Below are 19669 nucleotides of genomic sequence, written 5' to 3'. Positions count from 1 at the left end.
TTCCTTTCAAAAGTTATTTATAAGACCAAAGTTATTTTATCATATTAACTTGATTCGAAATCTATGCAACCGTTTACATCTTAGAATCATGTATAAATTAACAAAAAGGGATGTCGTTATCTGGCATCCCTATTACGTATTATATATTACTTAATGTTAAGTGTTTATACTGATTAAATGGATCAATTCCTTGAGTTAACACAAAATGTGCTAGATCAATAATATTAATCTGTGATTTCCCTCTAGAATTATAGAGTAAATAATCCTCTCCAACTTTGAACTTTTCTCTAGTTTCTAGTGGAAGTATTTCTTGGGCAGGAGAAATGAAAGTCCATTTAAATGAACGATCTTTTTTAATTTCTTCGAATAAATCAAAAGCACCCTTCACCATGACTTTTAGATCACCACTTAATTTATAATAAAGTGGTTCACCATTTTGTAATAAAAGACTCGATGCGCCTCCAATAATAACAAGTGGTTTTTGAAGCTCTTTAGAAACTTTGATAATATTTTTGCTTCCCTTCATAAAATCCTCATATAACTTAGGATTTGACCATCCAGGATTATAAGCAGATATAATGATGTCAACATGTTTTAATGTTTGCTTTAAATCCTCAGTATTAAATACATCACAGTGCACACTGGTTAAACCGTTTGTTTTTTCAAATATTCCAGATCTTGAGATTGCAATAATCTCATGTTTTAATAAAAGACCTTCTTTTACAATTGATCGACCAATAAATCCTGATGCTCCAATAATTCCTAACTTCATATATATCACCCCTTTGCCTTTATTTTATCATGAAGTTAAAAAGTAAATAAAAAGAAAGATTATGATAATCTCTCTTTAAGTTTGGGTATAACTTCTAATCCATATAATTCCAGTGATTTCATCACATCTTCATGTGGCATATAAGCACCTGGAGCATGTAGTAAGAATTTATTAATACCAAGTGATTTCATAACTCTTTCAATCTTGTCAGTTACTCTTTTTGCATTACCAATAAACAAAGGACCGTGTTCAATATTATGATAATACATTGATTTCGTTGTTTCACTCCATCCTCTTTCAGATCCAATCTTCTTAAAGTAAGCATGATGTGATTTAAAATATCTTTCGAAAAACTCAGATTCATCTTGATCTGTGATTAAACCATGTGCATGAACACCAATTTCCATTTTTGATTCATCATGTCCAGATGCAATATAAAAATATTTATATAAATCCACAAATGGTTTAAAACGAATAGGATCACCACCAATAATAGCAAGTATCATCGGTAATCCAAGTTTTGCAGCTCTAACCACGCTTTGTTGGCTTCCACCTACTGCAATACTCATTGAAAGTTCTTTACGATAACTTCTAGGATAAATTGTTATATCGTTTAAAGCCACAGTATGTTTTGTTTTCTTCCAGTGACTAACCTCATGTTGATTGATATGAATCAACTGATTTAACTTTTCTGTAAACAAGTCATCATAATCTTCTAAATCATAACCAAACAAAGGAAATGATTCTATAAATGACCCTCTTCCTGCCATAATATGTGCACGACCTTTTGATAGATTATCAAGCGTTGAAAATGCTTCATATACTCTAATAGGATCTTCACTTGATAATACAGTCACAGCACTTCCAAGCATAATATTTTTGGTGAGTTTGGCTGCTGATGCTAAAATCATTTCAGGGTTTGTTGCTGCATAGTCACTTCGGTGATGTTCTCCAATACCATAAAAATCAATGCCCACTTCATCTGCTTTAACGATTTCTTCTATCGCATGATTGATGCGTTCAAAATGGCTGATTTGACCGGAATCTGCATCGACACCCGATTCTAAAAAGGTTGTAATTCCAAATGTTATTTTATTCATGCTTTTGATTTCATCCTTTTCAATATTTTAGGGTGATTTAAAATTCTATTAGACATCATTTGACCAAATATGAGTGTTGGTTCAAATGAATAATTCTTTAAATTATTTAAAAATAGAATTTCAGGTTCATTAAAATCCGTTAGTTTTTCTAGTAAAACACCATGATTTGATATTTTCTTTGGTTCATAAATTGCATCAACCCCTAAATAAAAAGTGATCATCTTTTTGATTAGAGGTATTTGTTGATCTAAAATTTTATTCGCATTAATAATTTCATCTAGTACTTTGTAATCCGTTTCATTTTTAATCAACTCAACAAAATATATCGCATAATTTTCTAAAGTTGATAATGCATTGATATGTAAATCATAGAAAGTTGCATCTTTTCTAGCAAAATATTCTGGATTTAATAAATGCGTTCGATTCATATAGTCTATTTCTAGAATATACTTATCTTTTGTGGTTAAATCAATAACGATAAATTGATCTAGCACACCCGTTAATTTCGTTTCTTTTAAATCTAATGAAAAGTTATATTTTTGTAAAACCAATGGTATTTTCTTTATAACTTCATTTCTAATTACATTTACTTTATCAACCTTTTCATTTGAATCCAGGTCGAACTTTAGGTAATTTGTTAGAAATCCTATTTCAGGGATTAAAAATTGAAAAGCAGATGTGCCTCTCAATTTTAAATGACTAAATATTTCATCTGTATCTAGTGCATAGATAATATCACCAATGCGTTTTATTTTTTTATCACTCATAATTTTATAACCTCTACAACCTCTACAGATTTATTCTTACTATTGTTTACTTTATTGGAAACTTGATGTTTAAACATCAGATCACTTGGATATTTTTTAAATACTTTTTGAATGGAATGGATATCCATTATTTTCGGGTTTAACCATATTCTTTCTGATTCATCATCTAAAATCACAGGCATTCTATCATGAATCTCATGCATCATATCATTACTATCAATTGTCATGATAGCTAAGGTGAATATTTTTTTGCCTGTCTTATCGATGGATACATTCCATATAGCAGCCATTCTAAATACTTTATCATTTGTATGGATTAAATAAGGTTTACGGCTTCCACTTTTCTTATCCCATTCATAAAAACCATCAGCAACAACGACACAACGTCTTAGTAAAATACTTTCTTTAAAAGTTGATTTTTCAAATACAGACTCAGATCTTGCATTGATCATTTGAAAGTTTTCATCTTGGATAATTTTGGGTTGAAAACCCCATTTAATTTCACCTATTCTAAAACCTTTACCATCATTTAGTATCGCAATAACATCCTCACCTGGTGCTACATTATAGCGTGGTAAATTAAAAGATCTCATCTCAATATTTTGATAATGAGATTGAACATACTTTTCTAATTCATCATAAGTTAAGTTAATTGTAAATCTTCCACACATAATATATAACCCTCAATAAATATTTTAACATGATAGAATAAAAGCTCCCTAATTTATGACCTAATGGGAGCTTAATGATTCATTTATGTGATAATTCTAGGATTCTTTTTTCGTATAATCTTGTTTACGAATTGAACCGTCTTTCTTATGAATAACGATAGATGAATCTTGATTCTCAGCTAATTTTTCTGCAAAAGTTATTGCTTCTTTTTGAGTTTTAAAATACTTAATCGTTTTACTTGACCCTTCTTTTCGAACACGCCACATTTTTGAAAATTCGCTATCTTCATCTTTGTTTTGTGAAATATGGTATTTAGAAGGTTTATTAGTTTTTTTAACTGTTTCTTTAGGTGTATCTTCTGTAGGCGTCAATGTTTCTTCTTTAGGTGTTGAAACAGACTTTTTAGGCTCTTTGACCTCATCCATTTGAGGTGCTTTTTCTATCGGTGTAACCTTTACTTCTTTAGGTTTTTCAGTTTCTGTATCATTTAAAGGCGATTGATCAATATCAGACGGTTTGGTCTTTAATGCTTCATTTGAGTTTGCTAGTGGAACGTTATTTTTTACAGGCTTTACTTTTTTCTTAGGCATAAAAATTAAGAAAAGTATAAACAGTAAAAGTAATAAAATAGCACCGGCAATCACATAATGCCATACACCCCATGTATTAAAATCTAATAATTCATTTAAATTCATACTAATTTCCCCCTTAAATCTTTTATATACTTTTATTTTACTATGAAATATCATTTTTACAAGTTTTTATGCAAAATTAGATATATTTTCACTATTTTTTAATTGATTTTAAAAAATCTACAGACTCTTTAAACCAAATTGCTACATCTTTATATGTATCTTCAAACACTTGTGGATCGATATTAGGTTGACTCACTTCTTTTGTAGCAAGTGATAGTCCATGTGGACCATGTTCAAAAACTCTGAATTGATAGACTGTTTTTGTTAGTTCAAGCGCTTGTACTAGCTTGTAACTATTTGAAATAGGTACAGATAAATCTGTTTTTGTATGCCATATATAACTCGGTGGTAATTTTCTTGTAATTATTTTTTCAAGTGAAACTTCATTTCTATAATAATCACGATCACCCAGTAGATTGTTAAAAGAACCTTGATGTATAGAATCCTCATCGGTTGAAATGACTGGATAAGCCAATATAAGTCCTTGAATCAAATTCTTATACTGAATGGTTGTATGTAGTGCCAAATGGCCTCCGGCTGAAAATCCTAATAAAAAGATTTGTTTAAAACCATTATCTTTTAATAGTTTTAAAACCTCATAGGATTCTAATGTCGTTTCAGGATATAAGAGTTTTTCTTCGCGGTAATGATAAATCGCAGTATTAAATCCTTCTGCTCTGTATTTTGATGCTACAACTTCCCCTTCTCTTTCTGAAGTGTATTGATATCCCCCACCAGGAAATATTAAAACGACAGAATCATTTTCATGTTCTATGGTTAATTCAACATAGTTTTTACTTTTTAATTGAAGATTTTTTGTCATACGATTGCACCTACATTGGTAAATATATAATAAAGTACATAGCAATGTGTTATAAAGGATAACCAATTAATTAAAACAAAATACCAATGTTTTGTTTTATGTCTAACGATGTATAAACCCATTAATCCACCAATCGAACCAAGTGCGATTGTACAGAGCAGTAAATCTCTTTCTTTAATCCTAAACTGTCCCTTTTTAGATTTTTCTTTATCAATTTTGTAAAGTACAAACGTAAGAATTGATATGAAAAACCATATGATGACGTAAATGTATACAAATACAGGATTCATAAGTTAACCTCTTTCATTAATTTTTAAGTAACTCTTTAATATTTTTTAATTCTTTTTGTGGATCTGTAAACCAATTCGATTCAAATAATCGATATATTTTCCAGTTTCTTGAATGTAAGTATTTTTCTTGGTGTAAGAAATCTTTTCTAGCACTCGCACCAGCTTTATCCAAACTAGAAATAATACCGAGTTGATAGGATTGATTATCTTTTTTAACTGCTAAATCAATTCGGTATTTACCAATACCTATATGATGTTCAACTTGATATCCAAGTTTTTCCAATTTTTTGCTTAAGTCATCAATCATCACACTTATCAGTGCTTCTTTTGTGGATGCATCCGTTAAATAAAGATTTTTCAACACTTCTTTTGTCATTGCATTATTTTTATGCGATACAAAATAACAATATCTCATAAAGTCTTTTAATAACTTAGGCCCTGTTGAACTTAAGTCATCTACTTTAAATTCTTCAGGATATAAACTTGAAACAAAGTAGATTTTCTTTTTAGCTCTTGTAATAGCAACATTCAAACGGTTTTTACCACCTTCTTGATTTAACCATCCAAATTGTCTTTGTAAAATACCTAACTCGTTTTTAGCATAACCCATTGAAAATATAATAATGTCTCTTTCATCACCTTGAACGTTTTCAATATTTTTGACAAATAAAGAAGTATCTTGGTCATTGTCTTTTCTAAATAACTCCTGTTCAAATGCTTTTTGATATGTTCCTCTTTTAAAAAGCATTTGATCAATTTCATTCATGATCATATCGCGTTGCGGACTGTTGAAGGTTATGACACCAATGGATTCATTATTTTTTCGTTCTCTAAAAATCTTTTGTATAATCTTTACCACTTCTTTTGCTTCATTCACATTACTACGTTGAATAAAACGACCATCTTTTACATAATGATAAGTAATCGGTGGTTCATCCGGATTCGATTGATTGGGTGCAATCATTAGTTTTGCATCATAAAAAGCATGATTAGAGAATGCAATTAATTCTTCATATTCTGATCGGTAATGATAATTTAGTAAGGCTTCTTTGAATCTAAATCGGGCTAAGTCTAATAGACTTTTGGCTTCATAAGTAATATCTTGTTCAGCATCCTCTTCATAAAGATTATCGGAATCCTCTAACCTACCAATACCTAAACTTGATGGTCTAAGTTGTTTTGGATCTCCTGCAATGACTACTTTCTTCGCACGGTATATTCCAGGAATACCTTTTTCAACAAACATTTGACTTGCTTCATCAAAAATCACCAAATCAAACATTCCATGTATTAATGGAAGTGTTGCAGAAATTACTTCAGGTGTCATCATGAAGAGTCTTATATGGTTTTGAATTTCTAAATTGAACTTCTCAATAAATGATTGAACGCTTGGTTTGTTTGTACCATCTAAAATTCTTTTAATATCCATAATTCTTTTGGTGTTGCTTAAATCAAGCGCATGTTTATAAAGTTCCATTTCAAAAGATTCTAATGTAATTCGCATTTTCGTATCTTGATTTTTAGATAATTCATCAATTTTTGATTGGTACTTATCCAGTATATAGAGACTACTTTGGTTTTTTGCTTTAAAATCTTCTAAGAATCCTGTAAAGTATGCATCCATAATATATGTTCTGTATTTATAAATATCAGGAACATTTTCAAATAGCTTAGCATCGGATAACATCATTAAATAAGAGGTTTCATTCTTATTTAAATCATGGTACTGCTGATATTTCTTATTTAATGAAGATAGATTCGTCCAAATAAAATTCTCTAAATAAGGATACATAAACATATCATGAATCAGTCGTTTTATCATATTTACTTTAGGAGATATAAAATTAAGTTGTCCACTATACAAATTAACAATGGACTTTACGATTTTTCTCTTCTTAAAAAATCCCGCTTTTGTATATAATCCCAGTGCTTCTAGGTATTTATCATGGAATTCTTTAAATATCAGTTTATGTGAACGTGTATAAGCTGTATCTATTTTTCTTAAATAGGGAAATTTTTTAAATAAACGATATAAATCTATCATTTCACTTAAAAATTTATCTGTCTTAAATTTCTTTTCAATATCTAACACAAATTGAAATTTAGGTTTTTTAAATGTTTGATTAAACAAATTAAAAATATGAAGTGGTTTTAATTCATTGACCACATCTTTATCTTTAATATATCGATAGTATAATTCATGAACAGACAATCCATCTAGTTGATTTTTATAGAGTAATTTAAGGGATTCTTCAAGTGTATTTAAGGTTTCTTCAATTTCAATATCATGTGAGTATATATCATTATTTTCAGTTCTAACAGGTGGTTCAGGGTCTAGTATCTTTTTAAATTGATCATAAAATACTTGTTTATTCTCAGCATCATCTAGAAAAATAGCGTATTTAGCTGCGCGTTTTAATCTTGAGTAAATAACCTCTAAAGCCACTTTTTTCTCTGATACGACTAAAACATTTTCACCATTTAAAATACTTGATGCGATAAGTGAAGTAATGGTTTGACTTTTTCCAGTTCCAGGCGGCCCCCATATAACTAACTTTTTCTCTTTATTTAAAAGTTCTATAACCTTCTCTTGCGAGAAGTTTAAATCGTTAATATATTTAATTTGACTTTCACGCACAGGTTTAATATCTATTGGTGGTATGCCTTGTTCCCTTGAATCAATATCCTTTTCATCAATCAAACCTTCTAATAGGTCATTATACTTGTTTGTAGCAAGTATTTTGTCCATATCTGTTTGTACACTTGATGAATATAATTCAAATCTAGAAAGTGTTATATATGGTTTGATCATAAAAGACGATTTTGTATTTTTCATGAAATCATCTTTTAACATGTTCTTAAAGTTAATATATTGTAGGTCCTCTTGGTATCTATTTATGTTTAATCCAAAGGATTCATAGAGTGGTAAAACAATTTGATTCATTGTTTGTTCACTCATATCTATAATTTGGGGTAAATCTTTAATTGGTTTAGTCTTATTTAGTTTAGAAAGTGTAAGTAATAAATCTCGATTGAATACTATATCTCTTTCATTGTCTTTCTTTAATGTAAATGTTTTTAAGGTTCTTTCTAATCTAACTGGATAATATAATAAAGGGGCTTTGATTGGAAATTTCTCTTTCTTAAAAACACCTTCTATAAAGGGATATGCAATATATAAACTATACGAACCTTTTTCTTTGAATGTTTTATTAACTTCACGGTATAGCTTAGTGATAGAGTCAAATGATTTATCTTCTTTAAATGATAATTTTAACTGTTTTGTTCTTTGATTTCGAACAAAGTCATTTAAATCATTTGTTGAATCCAAATGGGTTAAGTCAAAACTGTGAGTTGCATCAATTTTTCCTAAATAAAGATTATGGTTATTTTTTGAAATATTAGCTAATCGGTCTTTATAGTGTTTGATAACTTGTTGAGCTGATTTAGATAACCTAATCGTCTTAACTTGACTTTCAACATATGTGTCTATAACAACTAAAAAATGTCTAGAATATTTCTCTAAAAAATGGTTATCTACTTCACTTATTGCAAGTAAATCTCTTTGTTTAGTAGGTTTTTTAGATGCCATTTCTTGAATAACATGATCACTACATACTAAGATTTCTTCACCAGTTTCTTCAAAATGTTTTTTCCTAATAGTTGTACGAATATGAAGTAATTGTTCTTGAAGTTCGTTTTTAAATAATGCCATTTCTTCACCACCTTAACATCTATTTTATCATCAACTGAGTAATTTAAATAATTTAAAGTGGGCACTTTAACATATAATATCTTTTTTATGTTTTATAATAGGTTTAGGAGGTATCAATCATGATAAAGAAAATTCAAAATATTTTACCAGTTATCATCTTGTTGTTGTCACTATTCATCGCATCAACTATCTTCTTACCCGTTCTAGAATACGATGGTGAAGCAATGTTCAGTGGTTTTATAGCAGTTTTTGGAGGTGAGGGTCGCGTATTTGGTAGCTTTGGACCTACATATATTATTCCATTTAGTTATTACAATTTTATTGCATTTTTCTTACCATCCATATTATCAATACTCGTATTTATAATGGTAATTAATGAGAAAAAAACATCAGTTTATAAAATGGTTTTAGGGGTCTTATTATCTATAACATTCACATTATCTATAATTCTCATATTCCAGGTTCCAGTAAATACTTCATACAGTACAGTCATACTTGGTCAAACCGTTACTGGTAATTATGCAAACTACCAACTCGCTATTGGTGGGATCATTTCATATGTTTTAGCAATTATAGGCTCTGTGTTATCATTACTATATACCATATTACAATTTGAAGTATAAATGAGCTTATTTATCAATTGAAATAACTAATTGATGATATTATAATAAAAATATTTTATAAAAAGAACTTGTCTCTTATGTATTGGAGACAAGTTCTTTTTATTTATAATTATTAATAGCATTTCGTAAAAACATAAAATTTAATTCATCATTAATCTTTCATCTAACCTAAAATCAATAATCTTATCTTGTCCATAATCAATTGAAACAACCGGATAAAACACAGATAAATCACTTTTAACTTGTAATGAAAGTTCTATTTTGTCAGTTCTATTTTGTACATTTTTCTAGAGTCATTTATGTACAAAATTTAAATGTTATTGACACTCTGAATGTTCAATTTTTATGCATTTTTGATGGCTTTGTAAGGCTATTTTAATACGAGCAACGAGATAGACTCCACCAATGGTGTATAAGGAAACATATCCATTGGAATGATTTCTTTTACCTCATAGATTTGCATTAAATCATTTAAATCTTTAGCTAACGTAGATGGATTACATGATCCATATATGATTTTTTTAGGTTTAAATTTTAATACTTGTTTGATCGTATCATAACCCAAACCTGTTCTTGGAGGGTCAAAGAACATCGCATCAATCGTATCAACTTCTAGATTTTTTAATGCTTTAGTAAAATCTGATTGTAATACAGTTACATTTTGAATTTGATTTCTCTTTAATGATAATATCGCACTTTGAACACTTCTTTGATCAATTTCAATTGCATATACTTTTTTAACATCTTTAGCAATGTAATGACTAATTGGTGCACTACCTGCATAAGCATCGATAACGACATCATTTTCTGAAAGGTTTGCGAGTTCACGCATCTTATTATAAAATATGTCCGCCATGACTGTATTTAATTGGAAGAATGATTCTGGATATAATGAAAATATTTGTCCATTGATTCTTTCATTGATTGTAGCTTTCCCATAGATTTTTTCATAATCTGTTGTAAAGAATATTTGTTCTTTATATTGTTTCGTGTAAAATGCGAAAACAGATACAATTTCAGGGAACATTTCAACTAACTTTTCAGCAACTAAAGAAATATCTTTGAATTTTTCAATTAATAAAAATGAAACTTGTGTCTCTCCTGTACTATGAGAACGACGAATAACAACAGACTTTAAATATCCTGATTTATCTTTTTGAATATAAGCGTGAAATTTAAATGTATCTAATAAAACTTCAAGCGCTTGTATGATTTCATTAATTCTAGGATGTTGCACAGGTGTATCATTTACAGGAATAAATTCATTACCACCCTTAGCATATAGACCAAACTTATTCTTACCATCAATTTTTCTAACTGGTAATGAGACTTTATTTCTATAACCTAAAGGTTCTTCCATTCCAATCATTGGCTTGATTTTTGCATAAGGTATTCTATTTTTAACATAGTGATGAATTGAGTTAATAAGTATATCACGTTTTAACTCTAATGATTTTGGATAGGTTATATGTTGCATATTATATGCACCACATGCATCATAATCCGGGTATAGAACTTCTAGTCTATCAGGATTCTTCTCTTTAATGGTAATAATTTTACCAATAATTCTTGTAGGGAAAATCTCTGTGATTTCAATTTCTACTAGCTCATCTGGTAAAGCATGATCAACAAAACATGCAAGTTTACAATAATAACCTATGCCTTCACCGTTGATACCGATTTTCTTAATTAAGACATCAATGACGTCTCCAATATTAAGTTTCTCATTTATCATATCTCATCACCCTTACTTATTGTTTTTTGTTTGGTAAAAAGGATTTTTCTTCTTTTGATACTCAACAAACGTTTTATTTTCTTTCTTTTTATTATCTTTTTGATTCTTATCTTTTGATTTTTTATAGTCTTTAAATTTTAAATGATCCGGCAATTTGGAATGTTTCGTAACCGATTTTTTCTTAGGTGTCTTATCTACAGTATTTTTTATTTCAAGTTTTGTAGCACTTGATTCTTGAACTAAGACAAAATCATGACTAACTTCTTTAATTTTTGCTTTGATGTGCTTTTCTATGTCATATAAAATTGGCTTTTCAGCAGGATCACAAAAACTTATCGCACGTCCACTTAAACCTGCACGTCCGGTTCTTCCAATTCTATGAATATAGGTCTCACCTAATTGAGGTAAGTCATAGTTTATAACAGAGTCTAAACTATCAATGTCTATACCTCTTGCAGCAATATCGGTTGCTACTAAAATCTTAGTTTTTCCAGATTTGAAGTTTAGAAGTGCTTTTTCTCTTGCTGATTGTGATTTACTTCCGTGAATAGGTTCAGCTACACAATTTGCTGTTATAAGTTCTTTAACTAATTTATTGGCATTGTGTTTTGTTCGAGTAAATACTAAAACTGATTTCATTTCTTTTTCACGAATTAAATGTAATAACAAATTCGTTTTTTGTTTCTTTGCGACATGATAGACACTTTGCTCAATAACATCCAGGGTTTGTGTAACAGGTGTAACAGCAATTCTAGTTGGCTCAACTAAAATTTCTTTAGCTAAAGCCTCAATTGATTTTGGCATTGTAGCTGAAAACAACATAGTTTGTCTATTTTTTGGTACTTTAGAAACAATTTTTAACACATCTTTAATGAATCCCATATCAAGCATTTGATCTGCCTCATCTAAGACTAGATATTCTACATGCTTTAATTCTATAATATCTTGATTCATTAAATCTTGCAATCTGCCTGGTGTAGCTACTAATATATCTACACCTCTTTTTATAGCTTCTTCTTGTCTTTTTTGAGAAACACCACCATAAATAGTAGTATTTTTAATATTTAAGTATTTCGCATATATGGTAAAATTCTCTGAAATTTGTGTAGCCAGTTCTCTAGTTGGAGTTAGCACTAATGCTTTAATTAGTCTATCTTCCTTATGATTTTTATCTGCATATATATTTTGTAAAATAGGAATAGCAAAAGCAGCTGTCTTTCCTGTCCCTGTTTGTGCACTTCCTAGTATGTCTTTCTTTTCCAGCAGTAAAGGAATAGCCTCAACTTGTATGGGTGTTGGTTCACTATAACCAGCGAGTATAAGTGATTTTTGAATACGGTCAATAATATTTAGTTCATTAAATGTCATTCGATATTTCCATTCTTTTTTAGTATAAAAGGTATTTGATTGAAATCAAACACTAATTTTATAGCAATGTTTAAATCAATAACCTTAAAGAGTATACCATAAATTGACTCAAATGTATCTAAATGGGTGATTATGAACAAAAGAACAATTTCGTTCACGTTATTTTTGAAAAATCTGTGTTAAATGCAAAAATTGAAGATACTTATAATCACTTTAAAACTATATTTTAAAATCACTATTGACATATTTTTACCTAATCCATAGAGAATAAGGTTTCAGAATACATCATATGTATAATTTTCTTATTAAGAATTCAAAAGAATTTGCTTTATTTCCAAAAAAATTTTAAACTTATACATACTAAAAATGATTTAAGGCAAGTCCTAAAACATAAGGAACTAAAATCAAACTAGTAACATTTAAAAAGGAAATAATCATCAAAATTAAAGTTTTTTTGTTCTTTTCATAAAGATAATATATCGTATGAATAATTAATGTCATAACAACCATGATACTTGTACCATTAAAACCAATCCAAAGTAATTCTAACGATGTTAAAAAATTATTATTGCTTGCAGCCACAGCAATATATATCAAAACTCCCATACAAAGATAGCTTAATAAAAAAGTTGTAATTGTTATTATATTTTTTGTATTTTTCATTTACTTCTCCTATTCGTATAATTTTACCATAATTATTTACATCTTCCTTTCATTTTATGTATGGCTATGTTTTAAAAAATCAAATTCTAACAGATACATGAATTCCAAAAAATAAACAGGCTAGATCATATCAATATCCAGCCCGTTTATTACATTTATTTATTCTAATTGTCTATTTTGATATTCTTACAATTCCGTTTTTAATTCAAGTAATGTAATACTCTCAACTAAACTAGTGAATGGAAACATATCCATTGGTACAACTTCTTTAATATCATATAGGTCAATAAGTTCATTTAAATCCTTAGCCAAAGTTGATGGATTACATGAACCATATACGAGTCTTTTCGGTTTGAATTGTTTTATAACCTCGATGGTTTTTTCACCCAAACCAGATCTTGGTGGATCAAAAAGCATGATATCTATTCTCTTTTCATCTAACTCTTCTAGTGCTTTTAAAAAATCCTTACCAATGACCTCAACATTTTTTATATCATTGTTTTGTAATGAGATGTGTGCAGATTGTACTGCATCTTGATTGAATTCAATCGCATAAATCTTTTTAGCTTTATCGCCAATATAATGGGATATAGGGGCAATACCAGCATATGCATCTATGACTACATCATCTTTAGTAATTTGTGCAAGTTCAAGCATTTTATGATAAAATTTGTCAGCTTGTACAGCATTCAGTTGAAAGAAAGCATCTGGTTTTAAACTGAATTTAAAATCATTCATTTCAATTGATACGGTTTCTTTACCATAAATGAGTATGGATTGACTTGTAAAGAACGATTGTTTCATATCTGGATTAATAACTTCATAGATTGATTTCACTTCAGGATGTAAAGAAATTAAAGGATGGATAAGTTTATTAATGTCTTCATGATGTTTTGGAAGAATAAAAGACACTTGTGCCTCATCTAAGCCTTCAGTGACTCTTACAACTAAATGAGATATCATTCCTTGATTAGTTTTAGGGTCATACGAATCGATATGAAGTTGATCCATGAGTTGAGTAATGGTCATAAATATATCATTAATTTTAGGCTGTTGAATACCGCAATCTGTAATTGCTATAAATTGATTTGAGTTTCTAGCATACATTCCAAAGCGATTTTTTCCATCTATTTTTCTAAGTGGTAATGATGCTTTATTTCTATAATGCATCGGATTTTCCATACCGATGGTCTCTTTTATGACATGACGATCATATCTTTTTAAATATCGGTCAAACGATTTTACAATGATATCTCTTTTTTGACTTAACATGGATACATAATCAAAATGTTGTACTTGACAACCACCACATGCATCATAGACTGGACAAAAAGGATCTATTCGATGTTTAGATGGCTTAATTAGTTCAATGAGTTCTGCTGTTGCTCTATTTGGAAAAACCTCAGTTACTTTTGCTTTAACAGTTTCACCTGGTAGTGCTTGTTCAATAAATACTGCTAATTTCTCGTAGTATCCAATACCTTCACCATTAATGCCCATTCTTTTTACATCAATATCAATAATATCGTTTTTCTTTATCTTTTGCTCCACAAATTCACCTTCTTAAAATAATTATAACATGTTTAAAAATTAATACCATAGTGAATAAGAAAAGCTGGTCATAGACCAGCTCTATTTAATAAAGTTTAATATTTCTATGGCTAATTTTTCACAATCATCAATCAATATGGAGTGACCACAATTCGTAAAAACCAAAGCTTCACTGTCTTTTAAATGTTTTTGATTTTCATCAAACATATATTTAGGAACTGTTAAATCCTTATCGCCCCAAATATTCAAGATTCTTGCAGAAATTGATGATATTTTATGATTACCCTGTTGATAAAATGAAGGTTCATTTGACAAGTTTTGATTTGCAAGTGCCCAATCGACATCCACTAGGTTTCTTTGTTTAATAGCTTCTTTCATCCATTTTCGATTCATCTCTTTATCAGGTTTTTTAACATTATAAATAGCTAAATCATAGATATATTCCATGAACTCAACTGATCCTGTGTGGTAGGCATTTATAAGTGGTAAAACTTGAACTGGATCTTTTGACAGTTCTTCTTTAGATGCATATATGCTTCCAAGCACAGGATGTCCTAGTTCATTCTTCTTAAAGACAGGATATCCTTTTAATGAACCACTCGATAGTAAAATCAAGTGACTAACCATATCTGGATATTTACTTGCAAACTCCATTGCAATATTTCCACCCAAACTCCAACCTAATAATTGAATATTTCTAATATGCAATTGATCTAAAAACATCTTTAAATCATCTGCAAAATCAGTTAAGGTTTCAATAGGATGATTATAACTTGAATTACCAAAACCTCTTAAATCTGGTGCAATTACTCTTATGCTTTTAGGAAGCATTTGTAATAATGGCTCAAAAAATATAGAAGATGATGTATTTCCATGTAAAAGTACAAGTGTATCTTTACAATCACCTTGTTCAAAGTATGCATATGTTTCTTGATTCGAAAGTAAAATGGTTTTTTGTTGCATCTTTAATCTCCTCAAATAGTATATGTTAATTTAGAGTTTGTATAACCTAATACAATCATCGAAAATAATTCTGGTACCTCGTACATGGATGCATGACCTACCCCAGGTAAGATGACTAATCTTGAGTTCTTTATATTTTTATGTAATAGCCTTTGATGTACAAGTGGTGTTAAACTATCTTCTTCTGAACCTACAATCAATGTTGGAACAAGTATCTCATTTAGATTTGGTCTGATATCATAAGATTCAGACGAGTTCGTAAGAGAAATCATTCTTTTCAAAAAGTTTTCATCACTAAATGGCCCTTGAATTAATGCTTCTTTACGTTTTGTCATCCATTCTTGCTTTATTTCGTGATATGCTTTTGAATAAATAACGGGAATCGTTGCCTCATAATAACTTAAGGCATCTTTTTCTGATGCAAACTTATTCCATGAATGTCCTGTTTGAGCAAGTGTTTTAGTCGTATACGATACAGAATTAAAAATTATTAAACGATCGATGTAATTTTGATATTTTAGTGAGAATTTTAACGCAACCTCACCACCATAACTAATACCGACTAATACAATTTTTTCTAGTTTTAAATGTTTAATGAGTTCATAAATAATATCTGCTTGATATGTCAAATCATAGGCTATATCTGATGAATCACTTTGTCCTTGATCGATAAAATCCAGGCGAATCAATTGATGATTCTTTGAGAATTCTTCTCTAAAAGGTTCCCAGCTCTTGACTGACATCATGATACCGTTGAGCATGATGATGGGTTTACCCAACCCATCTACTTGATAATGAATATTTTTCCCATTGTATGTAATATAAGGCATTATGATATACCTATATATCCAAGTTTTTTGGCTTCATTCGTTAATTGTTCTCTAAATTTAGGATGTGCAATAGAAATGAGTAGTTTCGCTCTTTCATGAATTGTAGTTCCTCTAAGAGAGACCATACCATACTCTGTAACCACATAATCTACATCATTTCTAGATAGTGAAACTGCTGCACCTGGTTTTAAAAATGGTACTATTTTTGATATTTCTTCTTTTTCATTAGTTTCTTTGTTGGTAACCCAAGCTGTTGAATAAAGCGTAATAAATGATTTACCATTTTTAGAGTTTTGAGCACCTACAGCTGTATCCGATTGGCCACCGGTTCCACTAAACTGAATATGTCCAATAGATTCTGATGCACATTGTCCTGTTAAATCAATTTCAATAGTTGTATTTATAGATACTTGATTATCGTTTTTACCGATAATAGAAGGGTCATTACCCTCCTGACCTCTCATAAAATATATGGATGGATTATTATCTAAAAACTCATAAAGTTCTTTTGAACCATAAGCAAATGCTGTAACATGTCTACCTTTATAATAATTCTTAGACATACCATTTACAACTCCTGCTTTAATTAAGTCCATCATACCATTGGTAAACATTTCTGTATGGATTCCTAAATTCTTCTTATCCATTAAGGATGCAGCAACTGCATTTGGAATCCCACCGATACCTAATTGTAAACATGCACCATCGGGAATTTCTTTAGCAATAAGTTTACCTATAATTAAATCTTTTTCATTAGGTTCACCATTTTGAATTGATGGCACAGGATAATTGGATTCGATAATATAATCAACTTGTGAAATATGAACCTGATTATCACCAAATGTTCTAGGGAAATTTGGATTGACTTCAATAATTACAATATCAGCAAGTTCAATTGCTTCCATTTCGTATACATTTTGTACACTTAATGATATAAACCCATGTTTATCAGGCATGGATGCTGACATAGCAAAAATATTTGGTTTCATATGTTGAAATCTTTTTTTACCTGCTAAATGTAAATGGTTAGGTATAAACGAAATATTCCCTTGATGATGTATTTTTCTTAATGTGTTCGTATAAAACCAACCCCCAACATTAAACGTTTCTTTATATTTTGGGTTCATAAAAAACTCTGCTTCTAATATAGGTAGACAGCTAGATACTGTAACTTTTTCAACATTATCAGCAATTTTATGTAATGCATGCATAAATTGTTGTGGTTCAGAAGCAGTCATACCGACAACAACATGATCATTTGATTTGACAAGTTTTACAGCCTCATCAGCTGTAATCAGTTTATCTTTGTACATATATCCACCTCTTTTATAAATTCATTGGTCCCCATTTAATGATATTTGCTGCCCAAACATATCCAATACCAGCAGCGAGCATACAAATGACTGATCCATCTTTAATTTTACCTTGTTTTGATGCTAAATGTAATGTTAATATTTGATCTATCTGACCAATATGACCATAATCTTCTAAATAAATGGTTTGATCTTCTGTTAAACCAAGAGTAGATACCATTTCATTATGACCACTTCTCTTAATATGAAGTATATCTAAAAAATCAATATCTTCACGTTTCAAGTTTGATTTTCTTAAAGATTCATCAATACATTTATACCAATTAGGCATCGATACTTCATTGAGTCTATTCTTCATTTTTACAGGGTCTAATAATCTCAATGAATGTTTTGATTCTTCTAAGTTATCCTTTGTAATTGGTCTACAAATACCACCAATTTCAACACCTGCAGTTCTAGATAATGATCCATCTCCAATAATGTGAGAGCCTAACAAAATATTTTTACCTAAGTTTTTCTTAAGTATAATTGCTCCACCACCTGCACCAAGGTTAAACATCATAGACATATTTTTATCACTATAGTCTATGAAGTCTCCATTTCTGTATCCACCTACAACCATAACCACTTGTATTTCATCATCAGCAATTAACATGTCTTTAGCCATTTTCAATGCGGATACAGTCGTACAACATCTATTTTGCACATCAATTCCCCATGCATTTAATGCTCCAATTCTATCTTGAATATATAAAGCACTTGTCGTTAATGGATATTCTTTCCATTCTTCACTGACACTCAATATTACATCAATTTCAAGTGGATCTATATTTGTATTTTTAATAGCATCTAAAGCTGCTAGTGCGCCCATTTCTTGAGTACCATCAGATAAATCCTGACTTGGAACCACTTTTTCTTTAATACCTAACTTTTCAATAATTGCAGCCTCAGACCATACACCTTCAGTTTTTTCTGCAATTTCTTTAGCAGTCATGCGTCCTTTAGGTAAATAAATCCCTGTTCCTAATATACCTACATGGTTTTTCATGTAAAGCCTCCTAATTATAATCTCATGCCGCCATTTACATTAATAGTTTGTCCTGTAATATATGAAGCATCATCACTTGCTAAAAATAAAGCTGTTTTTGCAATTTCCTCTGGTTGACCTAAACGGTTTAACATCGTAAGCGCTGCAAATTTATCCAGTAAATCTTGAGGTACTGTTTTTAAGATATCCGTCATGATATAACCTGGAGCAATTGCATTGACACGTACATTAGCACCTTTAAGAGCAAATTCTTTCGCCCAAGTCATTGTAAGACCAATAACTCCTGCTTTAGTTGCAGCATAGTTTGCTTGTCCAATATTTCCAAATACACCAACAACTGACGAAATGTTTATAATTGAACCACTACCATTTGCTTGCATATGTGGCCCGATCAATCTTGTTAAATTGAATACACCTTTTAGATTCACATCAATAACAAGATTCCATTGTTCATCTGTCATTTTTCTAGTCATTGAATCTTTTGTAATACCAGCATTGTTTACTAGAATATCAATTTTACCAAACTCATCTACAATAGACTGATAAAATTTTTCTACACCTAATACATCTGTTACGTTTAAATATTTTCCATGAACATTTGGATGTGAATATGTTAATTCACCTAAATCACCAGCAATAACCGTAGCACCTTCATTTGCAAACTCTAATGCGATTGCTTGACCTAATCCTTTTGCACCACCTGTAATAACTGCTATTTTACCATTTAATTTTCCCATTGTT

18 protein-coding genes are annotated in these 19669 nt (G+C 29.9%); 1 reads left to right on the top strand and 17 read right to left on the bottom strand.

What is annotated here, in order from left to right:
* Positions 1-139: 139 nt before the first annotated feature.
* The 8 genes from B5X49_RS00455 to B5X49_RS00420 all read right to left on the bottom strand — a co-directional run bounded on the left by B5X49_RS00455 (position 140) and on the right by B5X49_RS00420 (position 8834).
* On the bottom strand, positions 140-772 hold the full coding sequence (locus B5X49_RS00455; protein ID WP_045749252.1) for an NAD(P)-dependent oxidoreductase: 633 nt from the start codon (positions 770-772) through the stop codon (positions 140-142).
* A 59-nt stretch (positions 773-831) separates the two neighbouring features.
* On the bottom strand, positions 832-1872 hold the full coding sequence (locus B5X49_RS00450) for an LLM class flavin-dependent oxidoreductase (protein ID WP_045749251.1): 1041 nt from the start codon (positions 1870-1872) through the stop codon (positions 832-834).
* Entirely contained in the window at positions 1869-2639 is a 771-nt protein-coding gene (locus B5X49_RS00445; RefSeq protein ID WP_045749250.1) for a hypothetical protein, read from the bottom strand. Before B5X49_RS00445 ends, B5X49_RS00450 begins: the two co-directional genes overlap by 4 nt.
* Positions 2636-3310 (bottom strand): SOS response-associated peptidase, encoded by a 675-nt coding sequence (locus B5X49_RS00440; RefSeq protein WP_045749249.1) that lies wholly within the window; start codon positions 3308-3310, stop codon positions 2636-2638. Before B5X49_RS00440 ends, B5X49_RS00445 begins: the two co-directional genes overlap by 4 nt.
* A gap of 96 nt (positions 3311-3406) precedes the next feature.
* Positions 3407-4006: a DUF2188 domain-containing protein gene (locus tag B5X49_RS00435; protein WP_052669973.1), complete on the bottom strand. Its 600-nt coding sequence runs from the start codon at positions 4004-4006 to the stop codon at positions 3407-3409.
* Between the two features lie 91 nt (positions 4007-4097).
* Positions 4098-4829: an alpha/beta hydrolase gene (locus B5X49_RS00430; RefSeq protein ID WP_045749248.1), complete on the bottom strand. Its 732-nt coding sequence runs from the start codon at positions 4827-4829 to the stop codon at positions 4098-4100.
* Complete coding sequence (locus tag B5X49_RS00425; RefSeq protein ID WP_045749247.1) at positions 4826-5119, bottom strand: DUF1294 domain-containing protein; 294 nt, start codon at positions 5117-5119, stop codon at positions 4826-4828. Before B5X49_RS00425 ends, B5X49_RS00430 begins: the two co-directional genes overlap by 4 nt.
* 16 nt (positions 5120-5135) lie before the next feature.
* Positions 5136-8834, bottom strand: coding sequence for an AAA domain-containing protein (locus B5X49_RS00420; RefSeq protein WP_045749246.1), 3699 nt, complete (start codon positions 8832-8834; stop codon positions 5136-5138).
* A gap of 119 nt (positions 8835-8953) precedes the next feature.
* Between B5X49_RS00420 and B5X49_RS00415 the strand changes: the two genes are divergently transcribed.
* Positions 8954-9457, top strand: a complete 504-nt coding sequence (locus B5X49_RS00415) for a hypothetical protein (protein ID WP_045749245.1) — start codon at positions 8954-8956, stop codon at positions 9455-9457.
* 370 nt (positions 9458-9827) lie between these two features.
* Here B5X49_RS00415 and rlmD (B5X49_RS00410) read toward each other — a convergent pair whose 3' ends face one another.
* The 9 genes from rlmD (B5X49_RS00410) to fabG form a co-directional block, all read right to left on the bottom strand.
* Entirely contained in the window at positions 9828-11192 is a 1365-nt protein-coding gene (gene rlmD / locus B5X49_RS00410; RefSeq protein ID WP_045749244.1) for a 23S rRNA (uracil(1939)-C(5))-methyltransferase RlmD, read from the bottom strand.
* Between the two features lie 12 nt (positions 11193-11204).
* Positions 11205-12560, bottom strand: coding sequence for a DEAD/DEAH box helicase (locus B5X49_RS00405; RefSeq protein ID WP_045749243.1), 1356 nt, complete (start codon positions 12558-12560; stop codon positions 11205-11207).
* 360 nt (positions 12561-12920) lie between these two features.
* A complete protein-coding gene (locus tag B5X49_RS00400; RefSeq protein WP_045749242.1) occupies positions 12921-13223 on the bottom strand; it encodes a hypothetical protein in 303 nt (100 codons plus the stop codon).
* Positions 13224-13409: 186 nt separating this feature from the next.
* Entirely contained in the window at positions 13410-14774 is a 1365-nt protein-coding gene (rlmD, locus tag B5X49_RS00395; RefSeq protein ID WP_045749241.1) for a 23S rRNA (uracil(1939)-C(5))-methyltransferase RlmD, read from the bottom strand.
* An 81-nt stretch (positions 14775-14855) separates the two neighbouring features.
* Positions 14856-15737, bottom strand: coding sequence for an intracellular short-chain-length polyhydroxyalkanoate depolymerase (phaZ, locus tag B5X49_RS00390; RefSeq protein ID WP_045749240.1), 882 nt, complete (start codon positions 15735-15737; stop codon positions 14856-14858).
* Positions 15738-15748: 11 nt separating this feature from the next.
* Positions 15749-16567, bottom strand: a complete 819-nt coding sequence (locus B5X49_RS00385; RefSeq protein WP_045749239.1) for an alpha/beta fold hydrolase — start codon at positions 16565-16567, stop codon at positions 15749-15751.
* The gene (locus B5X49_RS00380) at positions 16567-17880 is read right to left on the bottom strand and encodes an acetyl-CoA hydrolase/transferase family protein (RefSeq protein ID WP_045749238.1); all 1314 of its coding nucleotides are present in this window, start codon (positions 17878-17880) and stop codon (positions 16567-16569) included. The genes B5X49_RS00385 and B5X49_RS00380 overlap by 1 nt, the downstream gene beginning before the upstream one ends.
* 13 nt (positions 17881-17893) lie before the next feature.
* Positions 17894-18928, bottom strand: coding sequence for a 3-oxoacyl-ACP synthase (locus B5X49_RS00375; protein WP_045749237.1), 1035 nt, complete (start codon positions 18926-18928; stop codon positions 17894-17896).
* 14 nt (positions 18929-18942) lie between these two features.
* On the bottom strand, positions 18943-19665 hold the full coding sequence (gene fabG / locus B5X49_RS00370; protein ID WP_045749236.1) for a 3-oxoacyl-ACP reductase FabG: 723 nt from the start codon (positions 19663-19665) through the stop codon (positions 18943-18945).
* Positions 19666-19669: the final 4 nt, after the last annotated feature.

Origin of the sequence: Acholeplasma oculi, assembly GCF_900166985.1 — a bacterium.
In the GTDB taxonomy this organism is placed as follows: Bacteria; Bacillota_I; Bacilli_A; order Acholeplasmatales; family Acholeplasmataceae; genus Acholeplasma; species Acholeplasma oculi.
The sequence above is the reverse complement of the archived record's forward strand: the minus strand, read 5'-3'. Positions and strand labels throughout refer to the sequence as shown.